Origin of the sequence: Leucobacter viscericola, assembly GCF_011299575.1 — a bacterium.
GTDB lineage: Bacteria > Actinomycetota > Actinomycetes > Actinomycetales > Microbacteriaceae > Leucobacter > Leucobacter viscericola.
On sequence record NZ_CP049863.1, the window covers coordinates 2,470,744 to 2,497,010 of the forward strand.

At 64.0% G+C, this 26,267-nt stretch carries 23 protein-coding genes; 14 read left to right on the forward strand and 9 right to left on the reverse strand.

Annotated features, from left to right (window positions below; all coding sequences use genetic code 11):
* Positions 1 to 6: 6 nt before the first annotated feature.
* Positions 7 to 1,296 carry a D-alanyl-D-alanine carboxypeptidase family protein gene (locus tag G7068_RS10805; RefSeq protein ID WP_166291967.1) on the reverse strand — a complete coding sequence of 430 codons (1,290 nt, stop codon included), beginning with the start codon at positions 1,294 to 1,296 and terminating at the stop codon, positions 7 to 9.
* Between the two features lie 192 nt (positions 1,297 to 1,488).
* On the opposite strand from G7068_RS10805, the gene G7068_RS10810 reads away from it, so the two are divergent.
* The gene (locus G7068_RS10810) at positions 1,489 to 2,658 is read left to right on the forward strand and encodes an acetyl-CoA C-acyltransferase (protein ID WP_166291969.1); all 1,170 of its coding nucleotides are present in this window, start codon (positions 1,489 to 1,491) and stop codon (positions 2,656 to 2,658) included.
* Positions 2,659 to 2,708: 50 nt separating this feature from the next.
* Here G7068_RS10810 and G7068_RS10815 read toward each other — a convergent pair whose 3' ends face one another.
* A complete protein-coding gene (locus G7068_RS10815; protein ID WP_166291971.1) occupies positions 2,709 to 3,443 on the reverse strand; it encodes a chlorite dismutase family protein in 735 nt (244 codons plus the stop codon).
* Between the two features lie 98 nt (positions 3,444 to 3,541).
* A complete protein-coding gene (locus G7068_RS10820) occupies positions 3,542 to 5,362 on the reverse strand; it encodes a hypothetical protein (RefSeq protein ID WP_166291973.1) in 1,821 nt (606 codons plus the stop codon).
* Between the two features lie 169 nt (positions 5,363 to 5,531).
* On the opposite strand from G7068_RS10820, the gene G7068_RS10825 reads away from it, so the two are divergent.
* The 9 genes from G7068_RS10825 to G7068_RS10865 all read left to right on the forward strand — a co-directional run bounded on the left by G7068_RS10825 (position 5,532) and on the right by G7068_RS10865 (position 13,028).
* On the forward strand, positions 5,532 to 6,284 hold the full coding sequence (locus tag G7068_RS10825; protein ID WP_166291975.1) for an IclR family transcriptional regulator: 753 nt from the start codon (positions 5,532 to 5,534) through the stop codon (positions 6,282 to 6,284).
* Between the two features lie 94 nt (positions 6,285 to 6,378).
* Positions 6,379 to 7,200 carry a protocatechuate 3,4-dioxygenase subunit beta gene (gene pcaH, locus G7068_RS10830; RefSeq protein ID WP_166291977.1) on the forward strand — a complete coding sequence of 274 codons (822 nt, stop codon included), beginning with the start codon at positions 6,379 to 6,381 and terminating at the stop codon, positions 7,198 to 7,200.
* Positions 7,200 to 7,778, forward strand: a complete 579-nt coding sequence (pcaG, locus tag G7068_RS10835; RefSeq protein ID WP_166291979.1) for a protocatechuate 3,4-dioxygenase subunit alpha — start codon at positions 7,200 to 7,202, stop codon at positions 7,776 to 7,778. Before pcaH ends, pcaG begins: the two co-directional genes overlap by 1 nt.
* Positions 7,768 to 9,135 carry a lyase family protein gene (locus G7068_RS10840; RefSeq protein ID WP_166291981.1) on the forward strand — a complete coding sequence of 456 codons (1,368 nt, stop codon included), beginning with the start codon at positions 7,768 to 7,770 and terminating at the stop codon, positions 9,133 to 9,135. Before pcaG ends, G7068_RS10840 begins: the two co-directional genes overlap by 11 nt.
* A gap of 39 nt (positions 9,136 to 9,174) precedes the next feature.
* Entirely contained in the window at positions 9,175 to 9,954 is a 780-nt protein-coding gene (locus tag G7068_RS10845) for an alpha/beta fold hydrolase (protein WP_166291983.1), read from the forward strand.
* Positions 9,951 to 10,361, forward strand: a complete 411-nt coding sequence (pcaC, locus tag G7068_RS10850) for a 4-carboxymuconolactone decarboxylase (protein WP_205881281.1) — start codon at positions 9,951 to 9,953, stop codon at positions 10,359 to 10,361. The genes G7068_RS10845 and pcaC overlap by 4 nt, the downstream gene beginning before the upstream one ends.
* Positions 10,362 to 10,456: 95 nt before the next feature.
* Positions 10,457 to 11,206, forward strand: a complete 750-nt coding sequence (locus G7068_RS10855) for a 3-oxoacid CoA-transferase subunit A (protein ID WP_166291984.1) — start codon at positions 10,457 to 10,459, stop codon at positions 11,204 to 11,206.
* Positions 11,203 to 11,865 (forward strand): 3-oxoacid CoA-transferase subunit B, encoded by a 663-nt coding sequence (locus G7068_RS10860; RefSeq protein WP_166291985.1) that lies wholly within the window; start codon positions 11,203 to 11,205, stop codon positions 11,863 to 11,865. The genes G7068_RS10855 and G7068_RS10860 overlap by 4 nt, the downstream gene beginning before the upstream one ends.
* Complete coding sequence (locus G7068_RS10865; protein ID WP_166291986.1) at positions 11,862 to 13,028, forward strand: thiolase family protein; 1,167 nt, start codon at positions 11,862 to 11,864, stop codon at positions 13,026 to 13,028. Before G7068_RS10860 ends, G7068_RS10865 begins: the two co-directional genes overlap by 4 nt.
* A 5-nt stretch (positions 13,029 to 13,033) precedes the next feature.
* Here G7068_RS10865 and G7068_RS10870 read toward each other — a convergent pair whose 3' ends face one another.
* Positions 13,034 to 14,323 carry an ATP-binding protein gene (locus G7068_RS10870; RefSeq protein ID WP_341873743.1) on the reverse strand — a complete coding sequence of 430 codons (1,290 nt, stop codon included), beginning with the start codon at positions 14,321 to 14,323 and terminating at the stop codon, positions 13,034 to 13,036.
* Between the two features lie 150 nt (positions 14,324 to 14,473).
* Here G7068_RS10870 and G7068_RS10875 point away from each other — a divergent pair, with 150 nt between their 5' ends.
* Complete coding sequence (locus G7068_RS10875; RefSeq protein WP_166291988.1) at positions 14,474 to 15,256, forward strand: IclR family transcriptional regulator domain-containing protein; 783 nt, start codon at positions 14,474 to 14,476, stop codon at positions 15,254 to 15,256.
* A 180-nt stretch (positions 15,257 to 15,436) separates the two neighbouring features.
* Positions 15,437 to 16,729: an MFS transporter gene (locus G7068_RS10880; protein WP_166291989.1), complete on the forward strand. Its 1,293-nt coding sequence runs from the start codon at positions 15,437 to 15,439 to the stop codon at positions 16,727 to 16,729.
* Between the two features lie 25 nt (positions 16,730 to 16,754).
* Here the strand turns inward: G7068_RS10880 and G7068_RS10885 are convergent, their stop codons facing one another.
* From G7068_RS10885 to G7068_RS10900, 4 genes are all read right to left on the reverse strand, one after another.
* Entirely contained in the window at positions 16,755 to 17,936 is a 1,182-nt protein-coding gene (locus tag G7068_RS10885) for a 4-hydroxybenzoate 3-monooxygenase (protein WP_166291990.1), read from the reverse strand.
* Between the two features lie 98 nt (positions 17,937 to 18,034).
* Positions 18,035 to 18,787: an IclR family transcriptional regulator gene (locus G7068_RS10890; RefSeq protein ID WP_166291991.1), complete on the reverse strand. Its 753-nt coding sequence runs from the start codon at positions 18,785 to 18,787 to the stop codon at positions 18,035 to 18,037.
* 80 nt (positions 18,788 to 18,867) lie between these two features.
* Complete coding sequence (locus G7068_RS10895; RefSeq protein ID WP_244304454.1) at positions 18,868 to 19,464, reverse strand: TetR/AcrR family transcriptional regulator; 597 nt, start codon at positions 19,462 to 19,464, stop codon at positions 18,868 to 18,870.
* A 7-nt stretch (positions 19,465 to 19,471) separates the two neighbouring features.
* Positions 19,472 to 21,259, reverse strand: coding sequence for a sugar phosphate isomerase/epimerase and 4-hydroxyphenylpyruvate domain-containing protein (locus G7068_RS10900; protein WP_166291992.1), 1,788 nt, complete (start codon positions 21,257 to 21,259; stop codon positions 19,472 to 19,474).
* A 135-nt stretch (positions 21,260 to 21,394) separates the two neighbouring features.
* On the opposite strand from G7068_RS10900, the gene G7068_RS10905 reads away from it, so the two are divergent.
* Both G7068_RS10905 and G7068_RS10910 read left to right on the forward strand, forming a co-directional pair.
* Positions 21,395 to 22,282: a shikimate dehydrogenase gene (locus G7068_RS10905; protein WP_166291993.1), complete on the forward strand. Its 888-nt coding sequence runs from the start codon at positions 21,395 to 21,397 to the stop codon at positions 22,280 to 22,282.
* Positions 22,282 to 23,598 (forward strand): MFS transporter, encoded by a 1,317-nt coding sequence (locus tag G7068_RS10910; protein ID WP_166291994.1) that lies wholly within the window; start codon positions 22,282 to 22,284, stop codon positions 23,596 to 23,598. Before G7068_RS10905 ends, G7068_RS10910 begins: the two co-directional genes overlap by 1 nt.
* An 18-nt stretch (positions 23,599 to 23,616) precedes the next feature.
* Here the strand turns inward: G7068_RS10910 and G7068_RS10915 are convergent, their stop codons facing one another.
* Complete coding sequence (locus tag G7068_RS10915; RefSeq protein ID WP_166291995.1) at positions 23,617 to 26,184, reverse strand: helix-turn-helix transcriptional regulator; 2,568 nt, start codon at positions 26,182 to 26,184, stop codon at positions 23,617 to 23,619.
* Positions 26,185 to 26,267: the final 83 nt, after the last annotated feature.

The window sequence follows — 26,267 nt, forward strand, 5'->3', positions numbered from 1 at the left end:
CGAGGATCACGCCCAGCCAAACACGGCGGCCGGGTGCGTGAAGCGCCACCAGAAATCGGGCTCCGTGACGGCTGCGGCCGTGGTGACATCCATCCGGGTGTCGCCCGTGGGGGAGGCGATCCCGATCGAGCCGACCTTGGCGCCCGCCTTCGCGGCACCCACGTCGGAAACCTTGGTCGTTCTGGTCGCGACCTCGCCCGGCAGCAGCACCGCGCTCGCAGTTTCCGCCGCAACGAGCGGAATCTCAACACCATCGACCGTGGTCGCCACACCCACTCGGGCACCCTGTTCGACCACCTCGACCTGCTGAGGCAGCCCCTCAAGCGCCCCCAGCATGTCGCGCCCCGACTGTGCGCGGCCCTCTTTGGAAGCGCGGCCAAAGGTGACCGCGATCTTCACGAGGGGCCGCCCGAAGGCCTCACCTTCTTGTGCGACGAGATAGTTGAATCCGGCGGAGCTCGAACGGCCGGTTTTGAGGCCCAGGACGCCAGGCAACTCGGTGAGAAGTGGATTCGTGTTCTCGATCGTGCCGATGCCCCACGGCATGTCGGCCGATGGCATGCGTGTGAACTCCGTGATCGTGGGGTTCTGGAGTGCCAGACGGCCAATACGCAGAATGTCGCTGACACTCGCGATGTTGGACTCGTCCATGCCGGTTGGCTCAACCAGCGTTACCGAGTCGAAGCCGTGACGCTGCTTCCAATCGTTGACGGCGGCAACGAAGGAGTCGTTGTCACCAAATACGGAGTACGCGTATGCCGCGGCGTAATCGTTGGCCGAGGGCAGAAAAATGAGGGTCAGCATCTGGTGCAGCGTGAGCTCGGTGCCAACCGGAATCGGGTAGGCCACCCCGTCGTCAGCGAGATACGCCTGCTGCCGCGCGGCGTCGGCCTCACTCCAGATGTGGACCGGGCCGTCCGCGCCGGGGTCGAGCGGTTGTCTCTCTAGGCACACCAGCACGGTGATCAACTTGGAGATGCTCGCGAGCGGGTACGTCTTGGGATCGTTCGACCACACCTCGTCTTGATCGGCCCAGCCAATGGCGGTCGGCAGCGTCTGCGCGTCGACGGCGGCCTGGACATCGTCGGTCGCGGCCGTGAAGGTCTCCTCCGCGCTCATTTCGAGCTTGACGGTTGGCTCCGGCAGCGCAGCGCTCGCAACGGCGAAGGTGTAACCCGCGAGCAGAAGAATGAGGGTAGCGAGGATCGCCACCGTCGCGCGCAGCCCCCTGCGCTTTGCGGGTGCGGGAGGCGTAGGAGTCATTGGAGCCGTGGCGCTCGAGCCTGGGAGAGTCACAGAACCAGCCTAGGCGACCGGGATGTAAGAGTCCCGCTGTGGTCCACTTTGCACACTGAGTGGCGGCTGTGCCGTGCGAGGTCAGCCAACCCATTGCAGCGAGGATCAGGCACACTGTTGGTGAGGGTGTGAAACCACTGCCCGATCCAGCTAGACCAGGGTCCAACCAATTGCTCGTGAGGAGCCAATCTGATGACTGCGTTGATCGCGGGATACGCCCGCACCCCGTTCGCCAAGTTCACCGGACAGCTGGCCGCGCAGCCCGCGACCGTGCTCGGCGCGCACGCGGTGAAGGCTGCGCTGCAGCGCGCCGGTGTTGCAGCGGATCAGGTCGACACGCTCGTTGCTGGCCAGGTGCTGCAGGGTGGCGCTGGTCAGAACCCGGCGCGGCAGACGGCGGTTGGAGCGGGAATCCCGCTCAACGTACCGGCCATCACGCTGAACGCGGTGTGCCTCTCGGGCACCGAGGCGGTCTCGCAGGCCGTGCGCCTGATCAACGCGGGCGAGGCTGAGATCGTTGTCGCCGTTGGGCAGGAATCGATGTCGCTCGCGCCCCACGTGATCCCGATGCGCGCCGGCACCAAGTACGGAACGGCGCAACTCGTAGACACCGTCGACCACGACGGGCTGACCGACGCCTTCGAGCGCACCGCGATGGGCGCCCTCACCGAACAGGGCAACACCCCGCTCGGCATCACCCGTGAGCAGCAGGACGAGATCGCCGCGAAGTCGCACCAGCGCGCCGCGGCCGCTTCCGAGTTCTTTGCGGGCGAGATCGAGCCGTTCACGGTGACTTCGCGCCGCGGCGACACTGTTGTAGCGGCCGATGACGGCATCCGCGCCGACACCACCGCCGAGTCGCTTGCCAAGCTGCGCCCCGCGTTCACCAAAGACGGCACGATTACGGCGGGCAACGCCTCGCAGATTACGGATGGCGCTGCCGCGCTCGTCATCGTGAGCGAGGGTGCCGCAACCAAGCTGGGGCTGAAGCCCATCGCTCGAGTCGAGGCGACCGCGCTCGTTGCGGGGCCCGACGTGCACCTGCACTCGCAGCCCGCGCGCGCCATCGCGGCGGCGCTCGCAAAAACCGGCGCGGAGGCCTCAGAACTGGCCGCGATCGAGATCAACGAGGCGTTTGCCGCCGTCGGTGCGCAGTCCACGCGAGAGCTCGGCGTCGATCCTGAAATCGTCAACGTGCACGGCGGCGCGATCGCGCTCGGCCACCCGATCGGTGCCTCGGGTGCACGAATCGTAGGCACCCTGGCCCGTCAGCTCGCAGAGCTCGGTTCGGGATCGCTCGGCGCCGTCGGTATCTGCGGCGGTGGTGGCCAGGGCAGCGCTGTGGTGCTGCGCGCACTCTAGGTTGGAGTTGGGCTGGACCGTCAGTGAAGACGAGCCAGCCCAACGTATAGCTACTGCAGAACCTCAACCACCTCGGCGAGTTCAATGAGGCGGCCGGTGAAGAACTCCGTGTCTTCGCGCACGTGCTGCTTGACGTTGACCGCCCGCAGAGCGCGATTCATGTCGACGAGGTCGACGAGGTTGTCGGCCTCCATCGGGAAGATCCACTCGTAGTTGCCGAGAGCGTAGCCAGCGACGATGTTCGAGGTCACACCCGTAAACTCGCCGCGCGCGTCCAGCTGTTCCATGATGAGTCGGCTGTGGTCGGCGGGGTCAATCAGGTGCCAGCTTGTGGATCGCGCGATCGGGTGGAGCGCGAGCCACTGCTTAGGCTCAACTCCGCTCACAAAACCGGGAACCTGATCCTTCACGAACTCGGTTTCGCGCTGAACACCAACGGTGCTCCACACTCGGATCAGCGGCTTCAGCAGTGAGGTTCGTCGCAGCAGACGAAGCGCCCACTGCAGATCTTCGGCGGCGGGGCCGTGTAGCCACAGCATCAGGTCTGCGTCGGCGCGCAAACCGCTGACGTCGTAGAGGCCGCGCAGGGTGACGTTTTCGGCGCCCGTGAGTTCAAGGACGTCTTCGAACTCGCGGACGACTCCGGCAACATCGTGGCCGTCGAACACACTCGGGTGCGACGAACTGACTCGGAAAACGGCGAACAACGTGTACACGGGGGGCGTGTTGTCGTCGGTGTGCTTGGGGGTGGAGGGAAATGTGATGGGCGTGTCGGGGATGCTCATATTCCTCATCATCCTCAGCCAAATTGCACCGCGCAACGGGTTGACGGCGGCACCAGCTAAGGACTAAGATGCTCAGATTAGTCCCCGGCCGGGGTGAATCAGCTCCTGCGGGCCCTCACCGAACGAGACAACACGACCGCTCCGCCCAGCAGAAACAGCGCGCCAAGCGCGAGGCCCGCCGAAAGCGCAGGGGCGCCCGTGGTTGCGAGCTTTGTGGCCGAGTCGGTCGGTGCCTGGGCCTGCTCATTGACCGTGTTTGGTGTCGCGCCCGGGTCCACCTTGGGCTCGGGGTCCGGTGTTGTGCTTGGATCGGGAGTCGGTTTTGGATCCTGCGTCGGGCCGGGTGTCGGGTCGGGCGTCGGAGTGGTCCGAGTGACCGTCAGTGTTGCGGGGTCGCTTGTGGCCTGACCCGCGGGGTTCGTGAACACGGCGCGGTAGCGCGACCCGGTGGCGGAGTAATCGGCGTGCTCGATCGTGATTGTCGTTTCGGTGCTGCCCGCGAGGTCACTCCAGGTGTCGCCACCGTCAGAGCTGGATTGCCACTGAACCGTAGCTGGCCCTGAGCCGGTCTCTGTCGAGGTGAACTCGGCGGTTTCTCCCTCTGCCACGGTGACGTCAATCGGTGAGGTGACCGTCAGGGGCACTGGAACAACTGTGAGCGCAGCTTGTGCGGTTGTGACAGACCCGACCGAGTTCGTAAAGACCGCCCGATAGAGGTACCCGCTCATGTCGAGGGTGGTGTCGGCAACGGTGAGTGAGTCGCCGGTTTCACCGCTCACGTCATCCCAGCTTGTGCCGTTGTCGGAGCTGCGTTGCCACTGCGTGGTCACGGGATCGAGGCTGTTCGCCGCTGCCGTGAACGTCGCAGTGTCTCCGTCTGAGACGGTCTGGTCGAGCGGATCCTGCGCGACCGTCGGAGCAACCGCGCGCGGCTGCAGCACCGTGATGGCGCGGTTATTGATACCCGCGGTGAAGGTGCGGTGCGTGACCGGATCGGTTGCGATCGTAAAGGCGAGTGAGGCGGGCACCGTTTGGATGATTTGTTTGCTTGCAGAATCGACCACCACAACACTTCCCCCGCTGATCCACGGAGCGGTAATGAACAGGGCGTCCTGGCTCTGATCCTGCGAAGCGTAGTAACTGTTTGCGATTGCGAGGTTGCTCACGGTTGTGCCGGCTGCGGGGTCAACTACCGGCGTCTGGCTGCCGAGCTGCACGGTTGCGACGCCGAGTCCGTCTGGAAGGATCTCGACCTGGTGTGGAGAGCCGTAGGTTCCCGTCCAGGTTGCGGTGGTCGCGCCGCTCGTCCGATCGACGGTGAGAATCTTGTTGGCGCTACTCGGCATGAGGTACAGGTGGGTGCCGTCGGGTGCCTCAGTGACTCGTTCTGCTGAGTTTGCAACGGGCAGGTTCGGAAGGGCCGTGACAGCGGTGGGGTCGGTTGTGTCGAAGACCGACAGGAACGGTGAGGAGTAGTTGCCCACCCACAAGCGCGTGTTGTCTTTGCTGAGTGTGACACCAACGGGCGACAGGCCGGTTGGCAGCGTTGAAATGATCGACCGCGTGTCTGGATCGATGACCGACAGGCTTCCCTGGGTTGAGTTCTCGGTGTACTGGCTCACGAACAGGTGGCCCGTTGTTGGGTGCACCTTGATGTCGATCGGCTGGTTGGGTACCGGGATCGTCGCCACGAGTGCGAGCGTCGTTGTGTCGTACGCGTAAATCGCGTTGCTGAACCGAGCCGCGAAGTAGACGAGGCCTCGTGAGCTATCAACCGCGACTCCGCCGCCCAGGTTGCCAGGGGCGGTGATCGACGACGAGGTGTAGCTCGGCGGTGCGGCGTTCGCGATGGCTGCCGGAATGAGCGCCGAGACGAGTGCCACTGAGGTAGCGACGATAACGCCAAAAAGGCGGGTCAAAGTGAGTTTGCGGCCAGTGGTCGCCGAGCGTTGCAGAATGAATCTCCCCTAGATAGATGGCCAGCGCCGTCTGTCACTGCTTCCCCGAGTGCGACGCGATCGCTGAAATTTCCCCTCAACGAGAATAGATGCCCTTCCTGAGTGAAGGCCTTGCAGTAGGGTGACTTCAATGAGCGGTGACGGCGTACTGGAGCGAGCGCTTGCCCTGCTCGGCTGTTTTTCGGCCGACGAGCCCGAGCTGACCGCGGCCGATCTGGCCTCGCGCACGGGGTACGCCTCTTCCACACTGCACCGCCTCATCGGCAACCTGCTTGAGAAGGGCTTGCTCGTTCGAACGCGCGGGCACTTCTACGCCGTGGGGTCCCGGCTGTGGGAGCTCGGGGAGCTCTCGCCACTCTCGCTGCGTCTGCGCGAGCGCGCGATCCCGCACCTGATGCGGCTCTACGAGGCGACCGGAGAGAACGTGCACCTCGGTGTGCTCGACGGTGATCCTGAACGAGCCACGGTGCTGCACGTAGGCAGAGTGACGGGACACCGTTCGATTCCCACCGTGAGCCGGGCGGGTGGTCGAGAGCCGCTGCACGCGACCGGTGTGGGCAAGGCGCTCCTTGCCACGAGAGACGAGGAGTGGCTTCGTCGTTACTTTTCGACGGGTCGTGAGCGAGAAACCGTCAACACCATCGTGGGGGAGGCGGAGCTTCGTGAAGACCTGCAGCGCACAAATGCCCGCGGTTACGCGCTGACGCGAGAAGAGATGACGCTGGGCAACATCTCGGTGGCCGCAGCGCTCGCGCCCATTCAGGGACTGCCACCCGTTGCTATTGGGGTGGTGGTGCACATCGGCCGCGCCGACGAGCGCCTGCTCGCGAGGATGGTGCAGCAGACGGCGCGGGACATGTTTGTTGCCGTGCGTGAGGCGTAGGCATCGTCTATTCCCACTGAGTGGGAATTCATGAGGGATTGCGGAGGCATCGCTGCCAACCTGTAGGTCTGCCCGATCTCGAAGGAGAGCCTCGATGACCCCTCAACCACGCCAGGCGGCGGCACCTGAATCGCTGCTTGCTTCGCCCGACCAGGTGTCGCAGTCGCAGATCAATGCTGAGACAGCCGCGCTGCACAGCGAGTATGCGCAGCGTGTTGCTGATGGCGAAAATCTGCCGCGCACCATGCACAACTTTCCGCCGTACCGCTCAAGCCTGCTGCGGCACCCCACCAAAAACCTGAAGCTTGTGGATCCCGAAACCATCGAGCTGTGGTCGCCCGCTTACGGGCAGCGCGACGTTGCAGCGATCGAGTCCGACCTCACGCTGCAGCACAGCGGCGAGCCACTCGGTGAGCGCATTACGGTGACGGGCCGCCTGCTCGACTCGTGGGGTCGCCCGCAGCGCAACCAGCTCATCGAGATCTGGCAGGCCAACTCTGCCGGGCGCTACATTCACCAGCGGGATCAGCACCCGGCTCCCCTCGACCCAAACTTTACGGGTGCAGGCCGCGCGATCACCAACGACAACGGTGAATACACCTTCACCTCGATCAAGCCGGGTCCCTACCCCTGGAAGAACCACGTCAACGCGTGGCGCCCCGCTCACATTCACTTCTCCGTGTTTGGTCCGTCGTTCACGCAGCGCATCGTGACCCAGATGTACTTTCCGGGCGACCCGCTGTTTCCGCTCGACCCGATCTACAACACGATTCGGGATCAGCGTGACCGCGACCGGCTCGTCGGTGTGTACGACCACGACCTGACGGTTCCCGAATTCTCGATGGGCTACCGCTTCGACATTGTGCTCGACGGCCCCGAAGCCACCTGGTTTGAGCCCGAAGAAGGGGATCACTAATGACAAAGCGCACACTTGCTGACGTGCCCGCGAAGACCCACGAAGCCACCCCCGGCCAAACGGTTGGGCCGTTTTTTGCCTACGGCACAACGTTTCCGAAGAAACACGAGGTCGCCTTTCCGCACTCGCCCGGCGCCATCGTGCTGGGTGGCACGGTGTACGACGGCGCAGGCAACCCGATTCCCGACTCGATGATTGAGATCTTCGCGGCCGATGCCGACGGCAGCGTGTCACGGGCCCGTGGCACGTTCAAGCGCGACGACCACACCTTCACCGGCTTCGGTCGCGCATTTACCAGCGACGAGGGGCACTACGAGTTCTGGACGCGCAATCCCGGGTCGGTCGACGGCGAGGCGCCCTTCTTTGCCGTGATTGTCTACGCGCGCGGCTTGCCCGACAAGCTACACACCCGCGTCTACCTTCCCGAAAACAGTGAACTGCTGAACGCGGATCCGCTGCTTTCCTCGCTCACGGCCGAGGAGCGCGCTACGCTCGTTGCAACACGAACGCCCGAGGGGTACCTCAGCCACGACATCTACCTGCAGGGTGAGAAGGAGACAGTGTTCCTTGCCTACTGACCCCGCCGCTGCAGACACCGCATCGTTCGCCGACGTCGGACTCCTGTCGCCCGTCACGCTCGGGCACGACTCCGAAGTCGGTGACGATGAGGTGCTGGGAGCGCTGATCGCTGCGGAGGTTGCGCTTACCCGCGCCTGGGCTGCCGTCGGTGTTGCCCCGCAGAGCGTGGCAGACGTGGTTTCTGAAGCCCTGGGGTGGAACGGGTCGGGACGACCGTGCGTGCAGCACGGCGTAGCCTTGCACCGTCTCGCGGCGGCGGCCGTGGCCGGGGGTAACCCCGTCATCCCGCTCGTGGGCGAGCTGCGTGCGAGGGTGCCCGAAGACGTTCGTGCCTGGGTTCATCGGGGTGCGACGAGCCAAGACATGCTCGATTCCGCCCTCATGCTGATTGCCCACCGCGCGGTTGCCAGTGCGCTCGCCGATCTGCGCGCTACCGAAGAAGAACTTGTGCAGTTTGCCGCGGATCACCGCGACGAGGTTGCCGCAGCCCGCACGCTGACACAGCACGCCGTGCCAACGACCCTTGGACTGCGTGCGGCGGGCTGGGCGCGCGGAGTCGCGCGCGCGGTCCAGCGCCTTGAGGCCACGGCGCACGAACTGCCAGCGCAACTCGCGGGAGCGGGCGGCACCCTTGCCTCGTTCGTGCAGATCGGCGGAGAAGCGGCCGCCCGGGAGTTGCCCGCGGCCTTCGCAGCGGAGCTCGGCCTTGCCGCTCCAGCCGCCCCGTGGCACACGCAGCGCTGGCCGGTCACCGAACTCGGTGATGCGCTGGCGCAGGCGACGGACGCGCTCGGCGTGATCGCCGCAGACGTGGCTACCCTGAGTCGAACCGAGATTGCGGAGCTGGCCGAGGGGGAGGGCGGCGGATCCTCCGCAATGCCTCAGAAGCAAAACCCCGCGCGCGCGATCCTGATCCGCTCGGCTGCCCTGCGTGCCCCTCAGCTCGCCGCAACGCTGCACGCGGCCGCCGCGCTCGCCGTCGATGAACGCCCCGACGGTGCCTGGCACGCAGAATGGCCAACGTTGCGAGAGTTGCTGCGGCTCGCCCTCGGTGCGAGTGCGAACGCCAAACAGCTCGTCGGTGGCCTGCGGGTCAACGATGCCGCGATGCAGCACAACCTCGGGCTCAGCCGCGGGTTGATTGTCGCCGAGCGGTTGTCGCTGGTGCTTGGGCCGGTGCTCGGGGCGGATCGTGTGCGCCAGATTGTGGCTGCTGCTGGCGCAGGTGCCGACCTGAGCGAGCTGCTGCTGGCCGAACCCGCAATCGCGGAGGCTGGCATAGATATCGCCGAGCTGCTTGACCCATCAAAGTACACCGGGCTTGCCGGGCAGTATGTCGATAGTCTCGCTCGCTAACCCTTGAGAACCCCGTTTACCCTGACCTGGAGACCCCTGATGACCGTTCCTGAAGTTACCTTCACTGTTCCAGTTGGCCCCGAGGGGCGACCGCTTGTTGTTCTCGGTCACTCGCTCGGCACCGGCCCGCTGATCTGGGAGCGCGTTGTTCCCGTGCTGGCAGAGCGCTACCGGGTGAGCCTGCTGGCGCTGCCCGGCCACGATGCCGCCGCTGTTCCCAGCGAGCCATTCACGATGGAAGAGCTCGCGACTGCGGTTGCGAACGGTACGCGGGATCTCGCGAGCGGGCCCGCGCTGTACGCGGGGGTGTCGATTGGCGGTGCCCTCGGACTGACCCTCGCGCTGCATCACTCAGACGTGTTTGCGGGGGCCGCGATTATCGCCTCAGCCGCCTCGCTCGGCAGCGCGGAGCACTGGGGCGCGCGTGCCGCGAAGGTGCGCGAGCAGTCGACCTCTTCACTTGTTATCTCGTCGGCGCAGGCCTGGTTCGCCCCCGACTCGATCGCAAACGAGCCGGAGATGACCGGCCGTATTCTGCGAGTGTTGCAGGGCGTCTCCGACGAGGGGTACGCGCGCTGCGCCGAAGCGCTTGGCGGGTACGATCTGCGGGATCGGCTTGGCGAGATCCGCATCCCGATTCTCGCGATGGGAGGCGAGTTTGACGGGGTTGCCCCGGAGGATCGTCAGGACGAGATGGTGGCGGGCGTGCCAAACGCCCGCAAGGTGATCATTGAGGGTGCGGCGCACCAGCCGCCCGCCGAGCAGGCCGACGCCGTGAGTGCCGCGCTGCTCGAGTTCTTTGGGGAGGTGGCGGCGTGAGCGGTGGCCAGGGCAATGGATTGAGCGATGCCGAGCGCTACGAACGCGGCATGGTCGTGCGGCGCGAGGTGCTCTCCGACGCCCACGTGGATCGTGCAAACGAGTCGATCACCGAGTTCACCGGCGACTTTCAAGACTTCATCACCCGCACGGCCTGGGGTGACATCTGGTCGCGGCCCGAGCTGGATCGCCGCTCGCGCTCCGTCGCCGTGCTCACCGCGATGATCGCGCTCGGCCACCATGACGAGTTTGAGATGCACGTGCGCGCCGCGAGGCGGAACGGGCTCACGGTTGCCGAGATCAAAGAGGTCATTCTGCAGGCGGGCCTCTACTGCGGTGTTCCCGCGGCCAACACGGCGTTCAAGCTCGCGGAGCGAGTGCTGCGCGACCTTGGTGATGTGCGGTGAGGGTGTAGACTGCTTTCGTATAGCGAAGAATAGTTCGCTAAGCGAAAACTAGATTCCGCGATCGGGATCAACTCACGCACCAAAGGAGGCCATTCGTGATCGATAAAACCGTATCGTCCGTCGAAGCTGCGGTTGCAGGGATCCCGGACGGGGCAACGGTGATGATCGGCGGTTTCGGTCGTGCCGGCCAGCCGGTTGAACTCATTGACGCCCTTATCGCCAGCGGTGCGAGTGATCTCACGATTGTGAACAACAACGCGGGTAACGGTGACACCGGTCTCGCCGCGCTGCTCGCGAAGCGGCGCGTGAAGAAGATCATCTGCTCCTTCCCGCGCCAGTCTGACTCGTGGGTGTTTGACGGCCTCTACCGCGAGGGTGCGATTGAGCTTGAGTTAGTGCCGCAGGGCAACCTGGCCGAGCGGATCCGCGCTGCGGGCGCTGGTATTGGCGGGTTCTTCACGCCGACCGGCGTCGGGACCCAGCTTGCGGAGGGTAAGGAAACCCGCGAGATCGACGGGCGCCTGTATGCGCTCGAGTATCCGATCAAGGCCGACTTCGCGCTGATCAGCGCGCGTGCGGCCGACCGCTGGGGCAACCTTGTGTACCGCGAGACGGCTCGCAACTTCGGGCCGATCATGGCCACGGCGGCCGCCACGACGATCGCTCAGGTAGACCACCTTGTCGACCTGGGTGCGCTCGATCCTGAATCCGTGGTGACCCCCGGCATCTTTGTCGATCGGGTGGTCGCGGTTGGTGAGCGTCGCTGGCTGAGCGGTGACGAGTTTGTTGGAGGGGTCGACCTTGAAGGCCAGCCCCTGACCGGAGAAGCGGAGACGGCACGATGACCACCAGAATCAGCAGGCAAGAGCTCGCGGCTCGCATCGCCGCCGACATTCCCGAGGGTTCGATCGTGAACCTCGGGATCGGCGCGCCGACACTCGTGGCCGACGCGCTTCCGAGCGAGCGCGAGATCATTCTGCACACCGAAAACGGCATGCTTGGCATGGGTCCCGCGCCCGAGCCGGGCCGCGTTGATCCCGATCTGATCAACGCTGGAAAGCAGGCAGTCACCGCCCTGCCGGGTGCCGCATACTTCCATCACGCCGATTCCTTTGGCATGATGCGCGGCGGACACCTCGACGTGTGTGTGCTCGGGGCCTTTCAGGTCGCGGAAAACGGCGACTTGGCGAACTGGTCAACGGGTGCCGAGGGCGCGATTCCCGCGGTCGGCGGCGCGATGGATCTCGCGATCGGGGCAAAAGACGTCTACGTGATGACCGACCTGCTCACGAAACAGGGCGGGTCGAAGCTTGTGACGGAGTGCAGCTATCCGCTCACGGGTGTCGGCTGTGTGTCGCGGGTCTACACCGATCACGCCGTGTTTGATGTCACACCCGAGGGCTTTGCCGTGCGCGAGCTGTTTGGTGACAACACCCTTGAAGAGCTGCGAGAGCTCACCGGTCTGGCTCTGCACGATGCGACAGCGACGGCGGTGGCACGATGAGCGGCACTTTTATTTACGACGCAGTGCGCACCCCCTTCGGTCGCGCGGGCGGGGCGCTCTCTGGCGTGCGCCCCGACGACCTCGCCGCGACCGTGATGCGGGCGACGGTCGAGCGAACCGGGGTTGATCCCGCGAGGATCGCCGACGTCATCTTTGGTGACGCGAACCAGGCCGGAGAAGACAACCGCAACGTGGCCCGCTTCGGCGCGCTGCTCGCTGGCTTTCCCACGACCGTCACCGGCGTGACGGTCAACCGCCTGTGCGCTTCTTCGCTCGAGGCGGTGATTCAGGGGTCGCGCGCGATCGAATCGGGTGACGCCGAGGTGGTGCTGGCCGGCGGCGTTGAGTCGATGAGCCGCGCGCCGTTTGTGGTCGAGAAGTCCGCGAAACCGTGGCCTGCCGTCGGCAATCAGACGATGTGGAACACCGCGATCGGGTGGCGCATGATGAACCGCGCGCTGCCCACCCACTGGACCATTTCGAACGGCGAGGCCGCCGAGAAGACCGCGCGCGAGTGGGGCATATCGCGCGAGGCTCAGGATCAGTTTGCCGTGCTCTCGCATCGCCTCGCCGCGGAGGCGTGGGCTGCCGGGGTCTACGACGCCGAGATTGTGCAGGTTGCGGGAGCGTCGCTCGATCGAGATGAGGGCATCCGTGAGAGCACGGTGGAAAAGCTCGCGAGTCTGAAGCCCCTCTTCGCGGCGGACGGCACCGTGACGGCGGGTAACGCCTCGTCGATTAACGATGGTGCATCGGCCGTGCTGCTCGGAGCCGAGGGTGCCGTTCCGGGCGAACCACTCGCACGCATTACGGGGCGGGCCGTGCACGGCGTGGATCCTGACCTCTTTCCTACCGCCCCCATCGAGGCCGCAAATAAGGCCCTGGCGCGAGCGGGCAAAACCTGGGCCGACGTTGACTTTGTCGAGCTCAACGAGGCCTTTGCCTCGCAGTCGCTCGCGTGCCTCGCGGGCTGGCCCGAGCTCGACCCCGCAAAGCTCAACATTCACGGCGGTGCGCTCGCGATGGGGCACCCGCTGGGGGCGTCTGGCGGGCGCATCATCGGCCACGCGGCGCACGAACTCGCGCGGCGAGGATCGGGTGTCGCGGTCGTTGCGATCTGCATCGGCGTCGGGCAGGGACTCGCGGTGGTGCTCGAACGATAGAGATGTTAGGGCGCGAGAGCGTGTAGAGGGCAGACAACAGTTCCATCAGTGGCTGTGAGGATCCCGCCCGTGCCTGTGACCACGAGTGTGAACGAGGGCTCTCCGACAACCTGGGTATCAATCTGGCTTATTGCTTTCTTGAGCGATGCGATTCCCGCGTTCATCTGCCCGCCGCCAAGTTTGACCTCCACGGCACCCCAGCGACCATCTGGCAAAGTGATGATTGCGTCGATCTCGTTGCCGTTTGAGTCGCGGTAGTGAGTCACGCTTCCACCCAGTGCCGACGCAAAGACCATGAGGTCGTGCACGACGGCGCTTTCGAACAGCAAGCCGAGCGTTTCCAGATCACGTGCGAGTTGGTCTGGCCCAGCGCCGAGTGCGGCAGCGGCAAAGGCTGGATCCGCTAGATGGAGTTTCGAGGAGGTTCGTAGCCTGGCTCTCGAGCGTAGTTTTGGGGACCAAGCTCGTTGCTGCTCAACTATAAATAGTCGTTCAAGGATGGATGCGTATCCGCTAATCGTTTCAGCATTGATTGTGGGCGCGAGTGTCCGAACGTCTGAAGCCAAGGTGCGGTAGTTTACTTCGGAAGCGGTTGAACGTGCGAGGCCCGCGATGAGCTGTCGGAAAATTGCGGGTTCGTGTCGGACTTCTACCAAACGCGACACATCGGTGCGAGCAACCTCATCGAGGTAGGCTCGTAGCTGGGCCGCAGATTGTTGAGGCCTAAATGACTTCATTGCAGGGAAGCCTGGCAGCAATACATTTTCGATGAGTGCTTCGAGGGGAATTCTCTCGGACATATCGCCAGTGGGGCGAGAACCCTCAAATAGTGCGGCGACGCTGAGTCGGTTTGTGGCGTCATCGAGTTTTTCTGACCACGTCATTGTGCGCTGTCGCAGTCTGATGAATCTACCGGCCCCAGTATGCCGCGTGATGTCGTCTGCTGGTATTGCGGAGCCGGTGAGTATGAAGCGGCCAGTGGAGTCGGCTCTGTCGACGGCTCGGCGGGTCAAGTTCCATAGTTCAGGGGCGAGCTGCCATTCATCGAGTAGACGAGGAGCGCGTCCCTCAAGCACGGCAGCGGGTGCCACATCAAGTGCAAGTTGCACCTCTGCATCGTCGATGAATGCGTAGGATGCGGCCGCGTGCATCGCAGTCATAGTCTTGCCGCTTGCGCGAGCACCCTCGATGATCACCGCTCCAGCGGAATTGAGAGCGTGTTGCAAAGCTGAATCGATGATTCGCGGTTGGTAGGTGCGACCTAGTGTTAGTTTCGTATCCATAATCCTATGCATAGTCTATGCCGATATTTGCAGCATGTCTAGCCCGATGTTTGCAGCGCATCTAGCCCGATGCTTGCAGAAACTTTGTCTTCCGCGGAGTGTCCATTCTGCATCGGCGTCGGGCAGGGCCTCGCGGTGGTGCTCGAACGATAGAGTAAACCCATGGCTGAGGCAGTGGGTGAAGAGAGCGCTGGAGATTTTGTGCAGTCGCTCGCCCGCGGTCTCACGGTCATTCGCTCGTTCGACGCCGAGAACCCCGAGCTGAGCCTCAGCGAGGTTGCCAGACGCGCGGAGATTTCGCCCGCCGCTGCTCGCCGCTTTTTGCGCACCCTCGAAACGCTCGGGTACGTGCGCAGCGACGGGAAGCGGTTTGCGCTGACGCCGCGCGTGCTTGAGCTGGGTTTTAGTTATCTTTCGGCGCTGTCGCTGCCGGAGATCATGCAGCCGCACCTCGAAAAGCTGTCTCGCGCTGTTGACGAGTCCGTTTCGGCGGCGGTGCTTGCGAGCGCCGAGATTGTGTATGTCGCGCGCGTTCCTACGCGGCGCATTATGTCGGTTGGCATCACGATCGGCACGAGGTTTCCTGCGTACGCCACGAGCATGGGTCGTGTGCTGCTCGCAGAGCTGCCGACCGCCGAGGTCGCCGCGATCCTCAACGGCCACGAACTGCACCAGCTCACGAAGCGCACCCTCAACGAGGTGCCCGCGATTACCGAGGAGCTGGCGCGCGTGCGCGCTCAGGGTTGGGCGATCGTTGATGGTGAACTTGAGGTCGGCTTGCGCTCGGCTGCGGTGCCCGTGCGCGGGCGCGACGGTCGGGTCGCTGCCGCAGTCAATATTTCGATGAGCGCGAGTCGCGATTCGGTTGAGTATCTTCGAGAGCACCACCTTCCGCTGCTGCTCGAGACGGCCGCGGCCATTGAGGCCGATCTGCGCCTGATCTAACGCTTCGTGCGTACCGGACTGCCCGAGAGGTGGTCCGGTTTAAGAGCGCCAAAAAACGCAGCTGTGATATAACTATTAGACCAGTGTTCGCAATGCGAAAGTTATTCCGCTCAGCGAAGTATTGAGTTGCGGTGACAGCGCGACATCCCCCACCCAGGTCAATCAAGCAAAGAGGCTTACATGAATCAAGGTACAAAGACGGCGCGTGGACTCAGCTGGCCGGTGGTGCTGTGCTGGATCACGATCATGCTTGACGGGTTTGACCTGGTCGTTCTCGGAACGGTCATTCCGACACTGAACGGTACGGGCGAGCTCGGCTTCAACCCGGCCGCTTCCACGTTTGTCGCAACCATCGGGCTGGTGGGCGTTGGGCTCGGGGCGATCCTCATCGGTCCTATCGCAGACAGCAGGGGGCGTCGTATGCCGCTGCTCGTGTGTGTGGCGCTCTTTTCTGTCGCGACCCTGGCCATTGCGTGGTCACCAAATGTCGCGGCGTTTGGCGTCTTCCGTTTTCTCGCCGGGTTAGGGCTTGGTGCGTGCCTGCCGACGGTGCTCGCCTACATGAGCGAGTTCACCCCCGCCGAGCGCAGCGGCAGGGGCACCACCCTGACGATGACCGGCTACCACGTCGGGGCGGTACTCACGGCGCTGCTCGCCCTCGTGGTCATTCCCGACTGGCGCATGATGTTTGTGATCGGCGGGATCGCCGGCCTCATTGTGCTCCCGATTATCGCGCTTAAGCTACCCGAGTCGGAGTCGTTTTTGCTCGCTCGCGAGCGCACTGCCGCAGGACACGAGGATCCGCCAGCGGCCTCCACCGCAACGAAGACGCTGCTGCGCAGCCCCTACGCGCTGATCAGCATCGGCATCTGCGTCGCGTCGTTTATGGGACTGCTGCTGGTCTACGGACTCAACACCTGGTTGCCCGAGATCATGCGTAAGGCCGGCTACGACCTTGGCCAGGGACTCACACTCTTGCTGCTGTTGAATGTTGGTGCCGTCGTTGGGCTCGTTCTTGCGGGCAGTCTCGCCGATCGCAACGGCACCAAAAAGATCACCCTGGTTTGGTTCGGCCTCGCCGCCCTGTTTCTCGCAGCGCTCAGCATCCGGCTTGACGGCATGCTGCTGGTCTACATTGCGGTCTTCATCACCGGCATTTTTGTCTTCTCGGCGCAGGTGCTTGTGTACGCCTACGTGAGCCAGCTGTATCCGGTGCAGGCGAAGGGTACGGCCCTCGGCATGGCGGCCGGTGTCGGGCGCGCAGGCGCGATCAGCGGGCCGTTTATTCTTGGCACGCTGGTGACGGCCGGGATCGCCTACCCGTGGGGGTTCTACGCCTTTTCGGCCGCCGCGGTGATCGCGGTGATTGCCATCGCGTTCCTGCCGAAAAACGCTCCGACTATCAAGGCGCAGTCGGAGGCACCCGTGAAGACGCAGCCAGAAGCGCACGAACCGGCGGAGTCCGCCGTCTAGCGGACGCCGCCGGTGCGGCCCCTTGCTACAGAGATGTGGCGAGGGGCCAGCCTGTGTAGGCCTCAGCCAGGTATCGCTGGCCCGCCTCGGAATCCACAACGGAGCGGAGCTCGCCGAGCTGCCGCAGCCGGTCGAAGTCGCTCGCCTCTGGTGAGAGGTGCAGCATGTTGGTCATCCACCACGAAAAGTGCTGCGCCTTCCAGATGCGCTTGAGTGCGGTCTCCGCGTAGGCGTCGAGTGGGCGCTCATCCCCGCGCAGCAGAAGTGCCTGCAGTGCCTGGTTGAGCAGCAGCACGTCGGCGACAGCAAGGTTCATGCCCTTGGCTCCGGTCGGGGGCACGGTGTGCGCGGCATCACCAACGAGCGCGGTGCGACCGCGGCGCAGCTCGTGTGCCACGAAGCTGCGGAACCGAAGAACGTCGCGCTGAAAGATGGGACCCTCTTTGAGTGTGGTGCCGGGCACCCGGGCCTGGAGTGTGTCCCACAGTTGCGCCTCGCTCATCGCATTGACGTCTGTTTGTGGATCACACTGGAAGTACATGCGCTGCACCGCGTCGGAGCGCTGGCTGATGAGCGCGAACCCGTTCGGCGAGTTGCTGTAGATGAGTTCGTCTGAGCTCGGTGGAGCCTCGCACAGGATCCCGAACCAGGCGAATGGGTACTCCCGGAAGTAGTTGTTGCTCGAGGGGCCCGTGATTGTTGGGCGCACGACGCTGCGCGACCCATCGGCCCCCACCACGAAGTCGGCGACGATGTTGACCGTCGCACCCTCCGCGTCCGTGCCGACGAGGCGCGGTGTGTTGGAATCGGTGTCTTCGAGACGATCGATGGTGACACCAAAGCGGAGATCCTGACCCGCGTCTAACCGCGCAGCAATGAGATCCTTGAGCACCTCGTGCTGGGGATACAGCCAGACGCTGCGCCCGAGAAGTTCCGCAAAGTCGACGCGGTGGCTCTCACCCGCAAAGTGAAGCTCGATCCCGTCGTGCCGCTGCCCGACGGTGCGGGCGCGGCTGCCCGGGATCGCATCGAGCACCTCGACGGTGCCCTGTTCCAGAATGCCCGCGCGAATTGTCTGCTCGATCTCGCTTCGGCTGCGACTGTCGACCACGATGGATTCGATACCCGCTGCTGCAAGCAGGTGAGAGAGGAGGAGCCCGGCGGGGCCCGCTCCAACGATGGCGACCGGGGTGCGTTCGGTGGTCATGTGAGATTCCTTCATCTTTGAGGGGATGGATGCTGAAATCATTGTGTCGGGAAACGCGGCCAGAAACGGCTCGTTTCCCATTCAACGGGAAAGCTTGCCTAAACTCGATAGGCCTTGAGATCCGCTTCGATCAGCCGCGCGGCGGCCTGCAGCGCAGCCACCGAGGGTTCTGTCGGGGTGGCTCGTGGCAGAACGACGGAGAGCGCGGCCACAACCGATCCTGACTCGCGGATCGGCACGGCCACGCCCGTAGACACCGCTTCGATTGCGCCGGGCGAAACGGCCACGCCCGTGCGCCGAACGCTGCTCAGCAGACCCCTGAGGCGTTGTGGATCGGTGACCGTGCCCGGGCCAACCGCACCCAGTGGCGCCGCAAGAACACGCTCGCGGAGCTCTGACCCGGCGTGCGCGAGCAGCACAAGCCCCGACGAGGACGCGTGCAGCGGGAGCCGACCGGCAACACGGGTAATGTTGGCCCCCGCTTTCGGGTGCGAGAGCCGCTCAAGAAACAGCGCTTCCTCTTGCTCAAGCACCGCGAGCTGAGTGTGCTCACGAACGGTGGCCTGTACGGTCTCCATGTGGGGCAGCGCAACCTGGCGCAGCCGCAGGGCGGTCGACCCGCGAAGCGCAAGCTCCCAGAGTCGCATGCCGAGCCGAACCCGGTGCTCGTCATCTCGTTCGAGCACCCCGGAGGCCACAAGGTCGTCGACGATCCGGTGCGCCGTTGAAGAGGGCAGCCCCGAGCGACGACCTATCTCGCTCGCCGTTTGGGTGATGCGGTCTGCCGAGAAGGTGTCAAGTATTCGCACGACGCGGTCGATGACCGAGTCTCCGCTTGCTGAGTTGGCCATGAGGGATGCTTCTCGCCTGGAGGGCTTGCGCCGTGGCTAGTTGCCCGGCGCAGCAAGCCACGCCACAACAACATCGCCGATCATGCGTCGCAGGTGGTCGCGGCGCTCGGGGCCTGGAGATCGACGTCGAAGAGGTGACCGAAGGTGTACTGGTTCGCAACCTGGAAGACGCAGTACGAAGAGATGAGCATGTGGACGTCGAGGGCGTCAACGTCCGAGCGAAAGTCCCCACTCGCGCGGCCGCGGGTCAGAATGTCGTCGAGAATTCCGAGCGCCGGTATGCTCAGCTCGCGCAACTCGTCGATCTGCTTGATGAACCGTCCGCGATGAATATTCTCGATTGCAATGAGTCGAATGAAATCGCTCTGAGACAGGTGGTGATCGTAGGTGAGTTCTGCGAGCCGCCGGAGCGCCTCAACGGGCGCAAGATCCCCCACGTCGAGTGCCTGTTCGGCCTCACGAATGCCGCGATAGGACTGCTCAAGCACCGCAAGATACAGCTGCTCTTTGCTCCCGAAGTAGTAGTAGATCATCCGTTTGGTACTGCTGCTGCGCCGTGCGATCTCGTCAACCCGGGTGCCGGAGTACCCCGATTCGGCAAAAACCGAGGTTGCCTCGGCAAGAAGCTCGGCTTTGGTTCGCTCCGCGTCGCGCTGTTTCAACCTGGGTTCGTCCACATGGCTATCATTGCCCGTCGGATCGCTGCACCGCAAGCCGAACCGGTGCGTTGGCAGCGCCGTAACCGTCGTAGCCGCCAACGCGCTCGACGATCTCGAAGAAGACATCGCCGATCATCGGGGTGTAGAAGTGGATGAACGCGCCGGCCTCATCGCGGTCGTACAAGAGATCGAGTGCGCGCAGATCTGCGAGCAGCTCGGGATCGAGCCCGAAGCGCGCGTTGAGGTCGTCGTAGTAGTTGTCGGGGATCGGCAGGAACGAGAGCCCACGATCCTTCGCAGCGCGCGCGGCGGCAATTGCATCGCTGACGCGCACGGCGATGTGCCGCGGCTGTAGCGGCGCGGTTGGGGGAGCGAGGTTCATTGCGATGCGCACGGCACCATCTGCCGTGCGCATCACCTGGCTGCGCACGAGCCCCCTGGGCCCCGGCAGATCCGCCGAGGGGGCCGCGTCGAGCGCGAGGGCACTCGTGTTGAAGAGCACCGCCTCGTCGAACTCCTGCCACGGGTACGCGAGGTTGATGTGGTCGATGACCCCCTGCAGATTGCCCGGGGTTTCGGGGGATTCCCCACCCTCAAACTCGCTGAGCCAAGAGTCCGCCGCCGATTGTGAGTTCCAGTACACCCCCGTGCCATCGGGTGCAGAGACTGTTGGCAGGGGGTATTCGCCCTCGTAGGTGCGCCGATACGCCGGTGGTGCGCCAATCGCGAGTGCACGATCCGCAGCGGCTTCGGCATCCCCGACCACAAATCCGAGGCCGGCTAGGCGAGTGCCGGGGGTGCGGTGTTGCTCGTTGAGGATCACGTGCGCGTCTCCGGCCCGCCACAGTCGCACGGGTTTGCTGCGGTGGCCCCCGCCGAAACTGAAGCCGAGTTTGTTCAGCAGGTCCTCGACGGGTGCAAGATCCTCTCCCGCGACCTCAACGAAGTCAAAGGCTCGCGGGGGCTGAGGCAGGGCGATCTGCAGTTCCTCCCAGCCGTTGAGCGCCGCGGTGCGATCGCTGAGCCAGCGCAGCGATCGCAGCGCGTGCGCCGCGGTTCGCCGCACGTCGGTCTGCCTGAACGTGTCGTTGAAGACCTCAAGAGAGAGTGGTCCCCGGTAGCCCGCGAGAAGCACGTGAGAGAGAAATCCGGTGAGGTCGAAGCTGCCCTCACCCGGAAATAGTCGGTGGTGGCGGCTCCACGACAGCACATCCATATCGAAGGCAGGTGCGTCTGCGAGCTGCAGGAAAAAGAGCTTGTCGGGGTCGATGGCCTCGATGCCCGCGGGGTCGTGACCGCGTGAGAGCACGTGGAAGCTATCGAGGCAGACGCCGAGGTTGGCGCGATCGGCGAGCTCGACGATTTTCCAAGAATCGCGGTAATCGCTCACGTATTTGCCCCACGCCAGGGCCTCGTAGGCGATGCTGATGCCGTATTCGGCGGCGAGATCCGCGAGCGTACCAAGCTGTTCTGCCGCGACCTCGGGGTCAGCAATGGTGGCCGTGGCAACATTGCTGCACAACAGCATCATGTTGGCGCCGAGTCGCTTCATCACCTCGAATTTCGCCCTGGCCCGCCGCAGGTTCTCGGTGAGGGTGGGCTCGTCGACTCCCTCGAAGTCTCGAAACGGTTGGAAGAGATCGATCCTCAACCCGAGGCGTGCGCAGAGCGCTCTGATCTCTTCCGGTGATTCGTAGGCTGCAATGAGATCGGAGTCCATGATTTCGACGCCGTCGAAGCCCGCCGCGGCGCAGGCGTGCAATTTTTCTACGAGTCCGCCGGAGAGGCAAACGGTGGCGATTGAGGTGCGCATGTCGTTAATGTACCAAATGGTTAATAAACTGTCACGGGTGACTTTGGGCTGCGCTTGACAGCTCGGGCGACAATATGCAGAATTAACTCACCGGTTAGTACATTAGCTTTCGGGTGATTCGGACAAAGGGGTACTGTGGCGCGAGAGCATGCTTATCTATCGGGATTGGTGGGAACCGGCGTCACGCCGTCTCTTACGCCGCCCCTGCACATGGCCGAGGGACGCGCCCAGGGCCTGCAGTATGTCTACCGCCCGATCGACCTGACGGCCCTCGAACTCGATCTCCAGGATCTTCGGCTGGTGCTCAACTGGGCAGAGATGCTCGGCTTCGACGCGCTCAACATCACCCACCCCTGCAAACGTGATGTCATCCAGTTTCTCGACGACGTCGATCCGGTTGCCAAAGCCCTTGGCGCGGTCAACACCGTGCTGCTCACGGCGGAAGGGCGGATCGGCTACAACACCGACACCACCGGGTTTGAGCGCGCGTTCCGCACGGGGCTGTCGGGCGCAGCAACTGACCGCGTGGTGATGCTGGGAGCGGGCGGCGCGGGATCGGCAGTGGGAGACGCACTGCTTCGCCTCGGTGTTGCCCACCTGACGATCATCGACCTCGATCGTGAGCGAGCAGACGAGGTCGCGACGAACCTTACTGGCCGGCACTCGGCAGCGGTGCAGAGCGGGGGCTTTGACGACCTCGAGAAGGCCCTCGCGAACAGCGACGGGATCGTGCAGTGCACGCCGATCGGCATGCACAACCACCCGGGCACCCCGTTCGATGTTGCACTTTTGCGCCCCGAACACTGGGTTGCCGACATCGTCTACCGCCCCCTTGAGACGGAGTTGCTGCGCGCGGCCCGCGCCAAGGGCTGCCGCACTATGCACGGCGGGCTCATGGCGGTCGCCCAAGCAGCCGATACATTTCAGTTGGTCACCGGGCGCGATCCCGATCTTGAACGCATGCAAGCACACTTCCAAAGCCTCGTCGACGACGATGAGGTAAACCCAGAAAGGTACCAGTAATGTCAGCCACTACAGCAGCCACCGAGGTGAAAAAAACCCCGGCGAAGGCGGCGCTCGCGAGCTTCATGGGTAGCGCGGTCGAGTACTACGACTTCTTCATCTTCGGAACCGCGTCAGCGTTGATCTTCCCCCACATCTTCTTCCCCGACGGCGATCAGGCCTCACTCGTCATGTCGCTCGCAACCTTTGGTTTCGCCTACATCGCGCGCCCGGTTGGTGCGGTGATCCTTGGCCACTACGGTGACAGGATCGGGCGGCAGCGCGTGCTGATGTTCACGCTGGTGCTCATGGGTCTGGCCACCTTTGTGATTGGTTGCCTGCCGACGTTTGGCCAGATCGGCTGGTTCGCCCCGGCACTCCTGGTGCTCTGTCGGTTGATGCAGGGGCTTTCCGCCGCCGGTGAGCAGGCCGGGGCCTCTTCGATGACCCTCGAGCACGCCCCAGACAATCGGCGATCGTTCTTCACTTCGTGGACACTGTCTGGCACGCAGGGCGGCCAGATTCTCGCGGCCATGGTCTTCTTGCCGGTAACGCTGCTGGCCGACGACAACCCGTTCAAATACGAGTGGGCCTGGCGCATCCCGTTCTGGCTGAGTGCCGTGGTGGTGCTCGTCACGTTCTACATTCGTAAGTCACTGCACGAACCACCCGCGTTCCAGGAGGCCAAAGCCCAGGGCGACATCGCGAAGATTCCACTCATTCCGCTGATGCGCGACCACTGGCGAGATGTGCTTCGTGTGATTCTGTGCGCGTTCATTGCCGCCGTTTCGACCGTCTTTGGCAACCTCGCGATCGCGTACGGGGTCGAGGTTGGGCTCGCGCAGAGCATGACCCTGTGGTTGGTCGTCGTTGCGAACATCGTTGCGCTTGGCACGCAGCCCCTCTTTGCGATGCTCGCCGACAGGATCGGCCGCAAGCCCGTATTCATCTACGGTGCGATCTCGTCGGCGGTCTTCATGCCCTTCTATATGCTGTCGATGTCGTCCGGCAACACCCTGCTGACGTTTGGCCTTGCGATCCTCACCTTCTCCTGCGGGTACGCGGCTGCGAACGCCGTCTGGCCGTCGTTCTACGGCGAGATGTTTAGCGCTCGTGTGCGGTTCTCAGGGCTGGCGATCGGAACCCAGATCGGCTTCCTGATGGCGGGGTTTGCGCCGTCAATCGTCGCCGCGCTCGGCGGCGTGCAAGAGGGCGGCTGGGTTGTCATCTCGATCTTTACCGGCGTGATCTGCCTCATTGCCGCGCTCGCCGCTCTCACCGCGCGCGAGACCAAGGACGTGCCCACCGAGACCCTGGGCATCAAGGTCGTGGCGTAGCGCAGGGTGTGAGGCGCCTCACTGCGCGTTCGTTGAGTACCCTGACCGCGAGGCCTCGAACTCGAGGTACTCCTTGAGTTGGCTGCGCCGCTCGGTTCCCGTCTTCCGCATGAGGCGGTGCAGGTGGGTCTCAACCGTTCGCACCGAGAGGCTCAGGGCGATCGCAATCTGCTGGTTGGTCATGCCGGAGGCGGCCATGCGGGCGACCTCTCGCTCACGGTCCGTGAGATCCACGGTCACGGCTTTGAAGCGCGAGGCGTCAAAGTCTGCGGCCGGGATCAACTCGCGCAGGGCCTCGAAGCGCGAGCGCGCGTGCTCTGCCGCGGCATCGTCTTCGCCGGCAAGCAACTCAGAGGCCGTTCGAAATGCGATCATCGCCATGCCGGGCCGCTTCAGTTCGGCTAGTTCTTCTCCGGCTGCCATCATCGCCTGCGGCTTGCCACTCGCCATTGCTTTAGCGAAGACGTAGTGAGAGCTGACGATCTTTGCGTCAACGCGTGGCACAAGATCCGCGGCCTTGGCCAGGCGCTGTTTGGTTGGTGAGAGTTCGATGCTCGCGAGGTAGGACTGTGCCGCAGAGAGGCGTGCCCCTCGTGCCCAGAGCCGGTCACCCGCCTCCTCGAAGATGTCACCGGCGCGCTCAAAGTCACCCGCGCTTGCCGCGAGCTGCGCGTAGGCATAACCGCGAAACACGAGTGGCCAGGGGCCGTCGGGCAGCGGATTGCGCTCGAAGTCAATGACCCGCTGCTGGGCAAGGCGTTTGTGCCCACGACGCGTCGCAACAACGGCAGACATGATGTCGAGGCCGAGCTGCATAAACGGAGGTTCGTGAAGTGGCTCGCCGATGGAGAAGAGTGTGTCGAGCGTCTCCTCGACGTAGGTGTAGCGACCGTCGACGATGCCGACACTCGCCGCCAAATATCCGTAGACACGCATCGATACGGGGTCAAAACGCTCGCGAGCCTCGTCCATACCGCGGGCCGCAAAGGCCGCGGCCGCCGAGAGTTCGCAGTCGGCGGCGAGGTTGAGTCCCTCAATGAGAGCCGTGAGCGGATCAAGATTGTCGCCCTGTTCCCGCCGAATCGCGTCAATGTGCGATTTTGATTCGGCAATGTTGCCCTGGGTGTTGAGCACACTCGCAAAGGCGCGGTGCAGCGCAATGCGCTCTTCAACCGAGCGGCCAGACTCGGGTGTGGGAAGCGTCGAAAGATCCCCATTGCCAATCAGAAAGTCTTCGATCTCGACGGCACGGGCGCGCAGGATCAGCCCGCTTCCATCGAGCTCGGGCGCCGTGGCTCTCAGAAGCTCGATCGCGCGTTGAGGTTCGTGATGCTCAAACGCGATGTGGTTTGCATGTAAGAGGTGCCACTTTGCCACAAGGGTGTCGTCACCAGCGAGGTGCTCGCTCGCCGCAAAGACCGAATCAATCTCTTCGATACGACCGGGGGACGCGATGAGCGCCTCGACATAATCCACCGCGGCGCGACGGGTGCGGAGCCTGTTCCACTCGGCGCGAGTGACCAGCAATCGTGCCCGGCGCTGCTCGTGCACAAAACGCACGAATCCTGCCATGTGCCCCGCATCATCGTGCACGGCGTCAACCTCTACTCCGGGGTCAAGTACCAAACCGTCTTGCAGGGCGCGCGTGAGCCGCAGCCGCCTGGCCGGATGCGAGATGTGCCGGAAGTACTCCACCACGAGTGGCGGCTTTACGTTTAGGAGAAAGCGGCCGCCCGCTGCATACAGCTCAAGGAGCGACTGCTGCTCGAGCTCTTCAAAGGTGTGAGAGGGCACAAGCTGCTCGAGCGTTGCCACATCAACAATGCCGAGCAGAGAGAGCGTTTCCAGGGTGTCGCGCTGTTCGGGCGTGAGGTGCTCAAGGAGCGACTCGATCATTGTCACCAGTGCGTTCGACCACATGTCGCGGGTGGCGATCCACGATCCCTCTTGCCGTTCAAGCCTGCGTTCTCGCACCGCTGTGTCGACAAGTGCAAACGCGAGCCCTACGTTGCCTCCGGTCTTCGCGTAGATGCGGCTGAGGGTTGCGGGGTCTACGGGGCCACCGAGACGGTCGCTGAGCGCGTCATCGAGCTCGTCGTACCTGAACGTGGGGAGATCGATCGTGTAGGTCACGGCCATCGCGGAGGAGAGAAGGCCGCCGGGTGTGATCCTTGCCGCCCCACCGTTTGCGCGGGTGATGATGACCGGGATCCCGTCACGTCTCTGCACGGCGCAGACGACTCCCCAGGTGGCGTCGTCGAGATCATCCCAGTCGTCGATGAAAATGGCGCCGTTGCCCTGACGGAGATGCTCGCTGATTTCTTCGACCGCGGTCGCGATGGCAGACGTGCGCCCCTCGCGGGCGGCGGTAACGCCGGCCACCGCGAGCGCAACGAGCGGGTAATTCTTGAATGCCGGCACACCCTGAATGGTGAGTACGTACCAGGTTTCGTTGAGGAAGTGGTTGCGGAGTCGATCCCAAAAGGTCGTTCGTCCGCTTCCGCGGTCGCCAACGATGTCGATGCTGCCACCGCTTGTCACGATGTCTATCGACTGCGCCAAAAACTGGTCTCGACTGTGCATCATTCTCCCCAATGTTCTGCGTCGAAGCCTTACCCCCGGGCGTCACCCGGAATTTTACGTTCGGATACTCACCTTCGAAAGGAGGT

Bases quoted from the DNA above. Each gene is read 5' to 3' on its own strand.
- G7068_RS10810 (WP_166291969.1), top strand. From the start codon at position 1,489: ATGACTGCGTTGATCGCGGGATACGCCCGCACCCCGTTCGCCAAGTTC.
- G7068_RS10815 (WP_166291971.1), bottom strand. From the start codon at position 3,443: ATGAGCATCCCCGACACGCCCATCACATTTCCCTCCACCCCCAAGCAC.
- G7068_RS10825 (WP_166291975.1), top strand. From the start codon at position 5,532: ATGAGCGGTGACGGCGTACTGGAGCGAGCGCTTGCCCTGCTCGGCTGT.
- pcaH (WP_166291977.1), top strand. From the start codon at position 6,379: ATGACCCCTCAACCACGCCAGGCGGCGGCACCTGAATCGCTGCTTGCT.
- pcaG (WP_166291979.1), top strand. From the start codon at position 7,200: ATGACAAAGCGCACACTTGCTGACGTGCCCGCGAAGACCCACGAAGCC.
- G7068_RS10845 (WP_166291983.1), top strand. From the start codon at position 9,175: ATGACCGTTCCTGAAGTTACCTTCACTGTTCCAGTTGGCCCCGAGGGG.
- G7068_RS10860 (WP_166291985.1), top strand. From the start codon at position 11,203: ATGACCACCAGAATCAGCAGGCAAGAGCTCGCGGCTCGCATCGCCGCC.
- G7068_RS10865 (WP_166291986.1), top strand. From the start codon at position 11,862: ATGAGCGGCACTTTTATTTACGACGCAGTGCGCACCCCCTTCGGTCGC.
- G7068_RS10870 (WP_341873743.1), bottom strand. From the start codon at position 14,323: ATGCATAGGATTATGGATACGAAACTAACACTAGGTCGCACCTACCAA.
- G7068_RS10875 (WP_166291988.1), top strand. From the start codon at position 14,474: ATGGCTGAGGCAGTGGGTGAAGAGAGCGCTGGAGATTTTGTGCAGTCG.
- G7068_RS10880 (WP_166291989.1), top strand. From the start codon at position 15,437: ATGAATCAAGGTACAAAGACGGCGCGTGGACTCAGCTGGCCGGTGGTG.
- G7068_RS10885 (WP_166291990.1), bottom strand. From the start codon at position 17,936: ATGACCACCGAACGCACCCCGGTCGCCATCGTTGGAGCGGGCCCCGCC.
- G7068_RS10890 (WP_166291991.1), bottom strand. From the start codon at position 18,787: ATGGCCAACTCAGCAAGCGGAGACTCGGTCATCGACCGCGTCGTGCGA.
- G7068_RS10900 (WP_166291992.1), bottom strand. From the start codon at position 21,259: ATGCGCACCTCAATCGCCACCGTTTGCCTCTCCGGCGGACTCGTAGAA.
- G7068_RS10910 (WP_166291994.1), top strand. From the start codon at position 22,282: ATGTCAGCCACTACAGCAGCCACCGAGGTGAAAAAAACCCCGGCGAAG.
- G7068_RS10915 (WP_166291995.1), bottom strand. From the start codon at position 26,184: ATGATGCACAGTCGAGACCAGTTTTTGGCGCAGTCGATAGACATCGTG.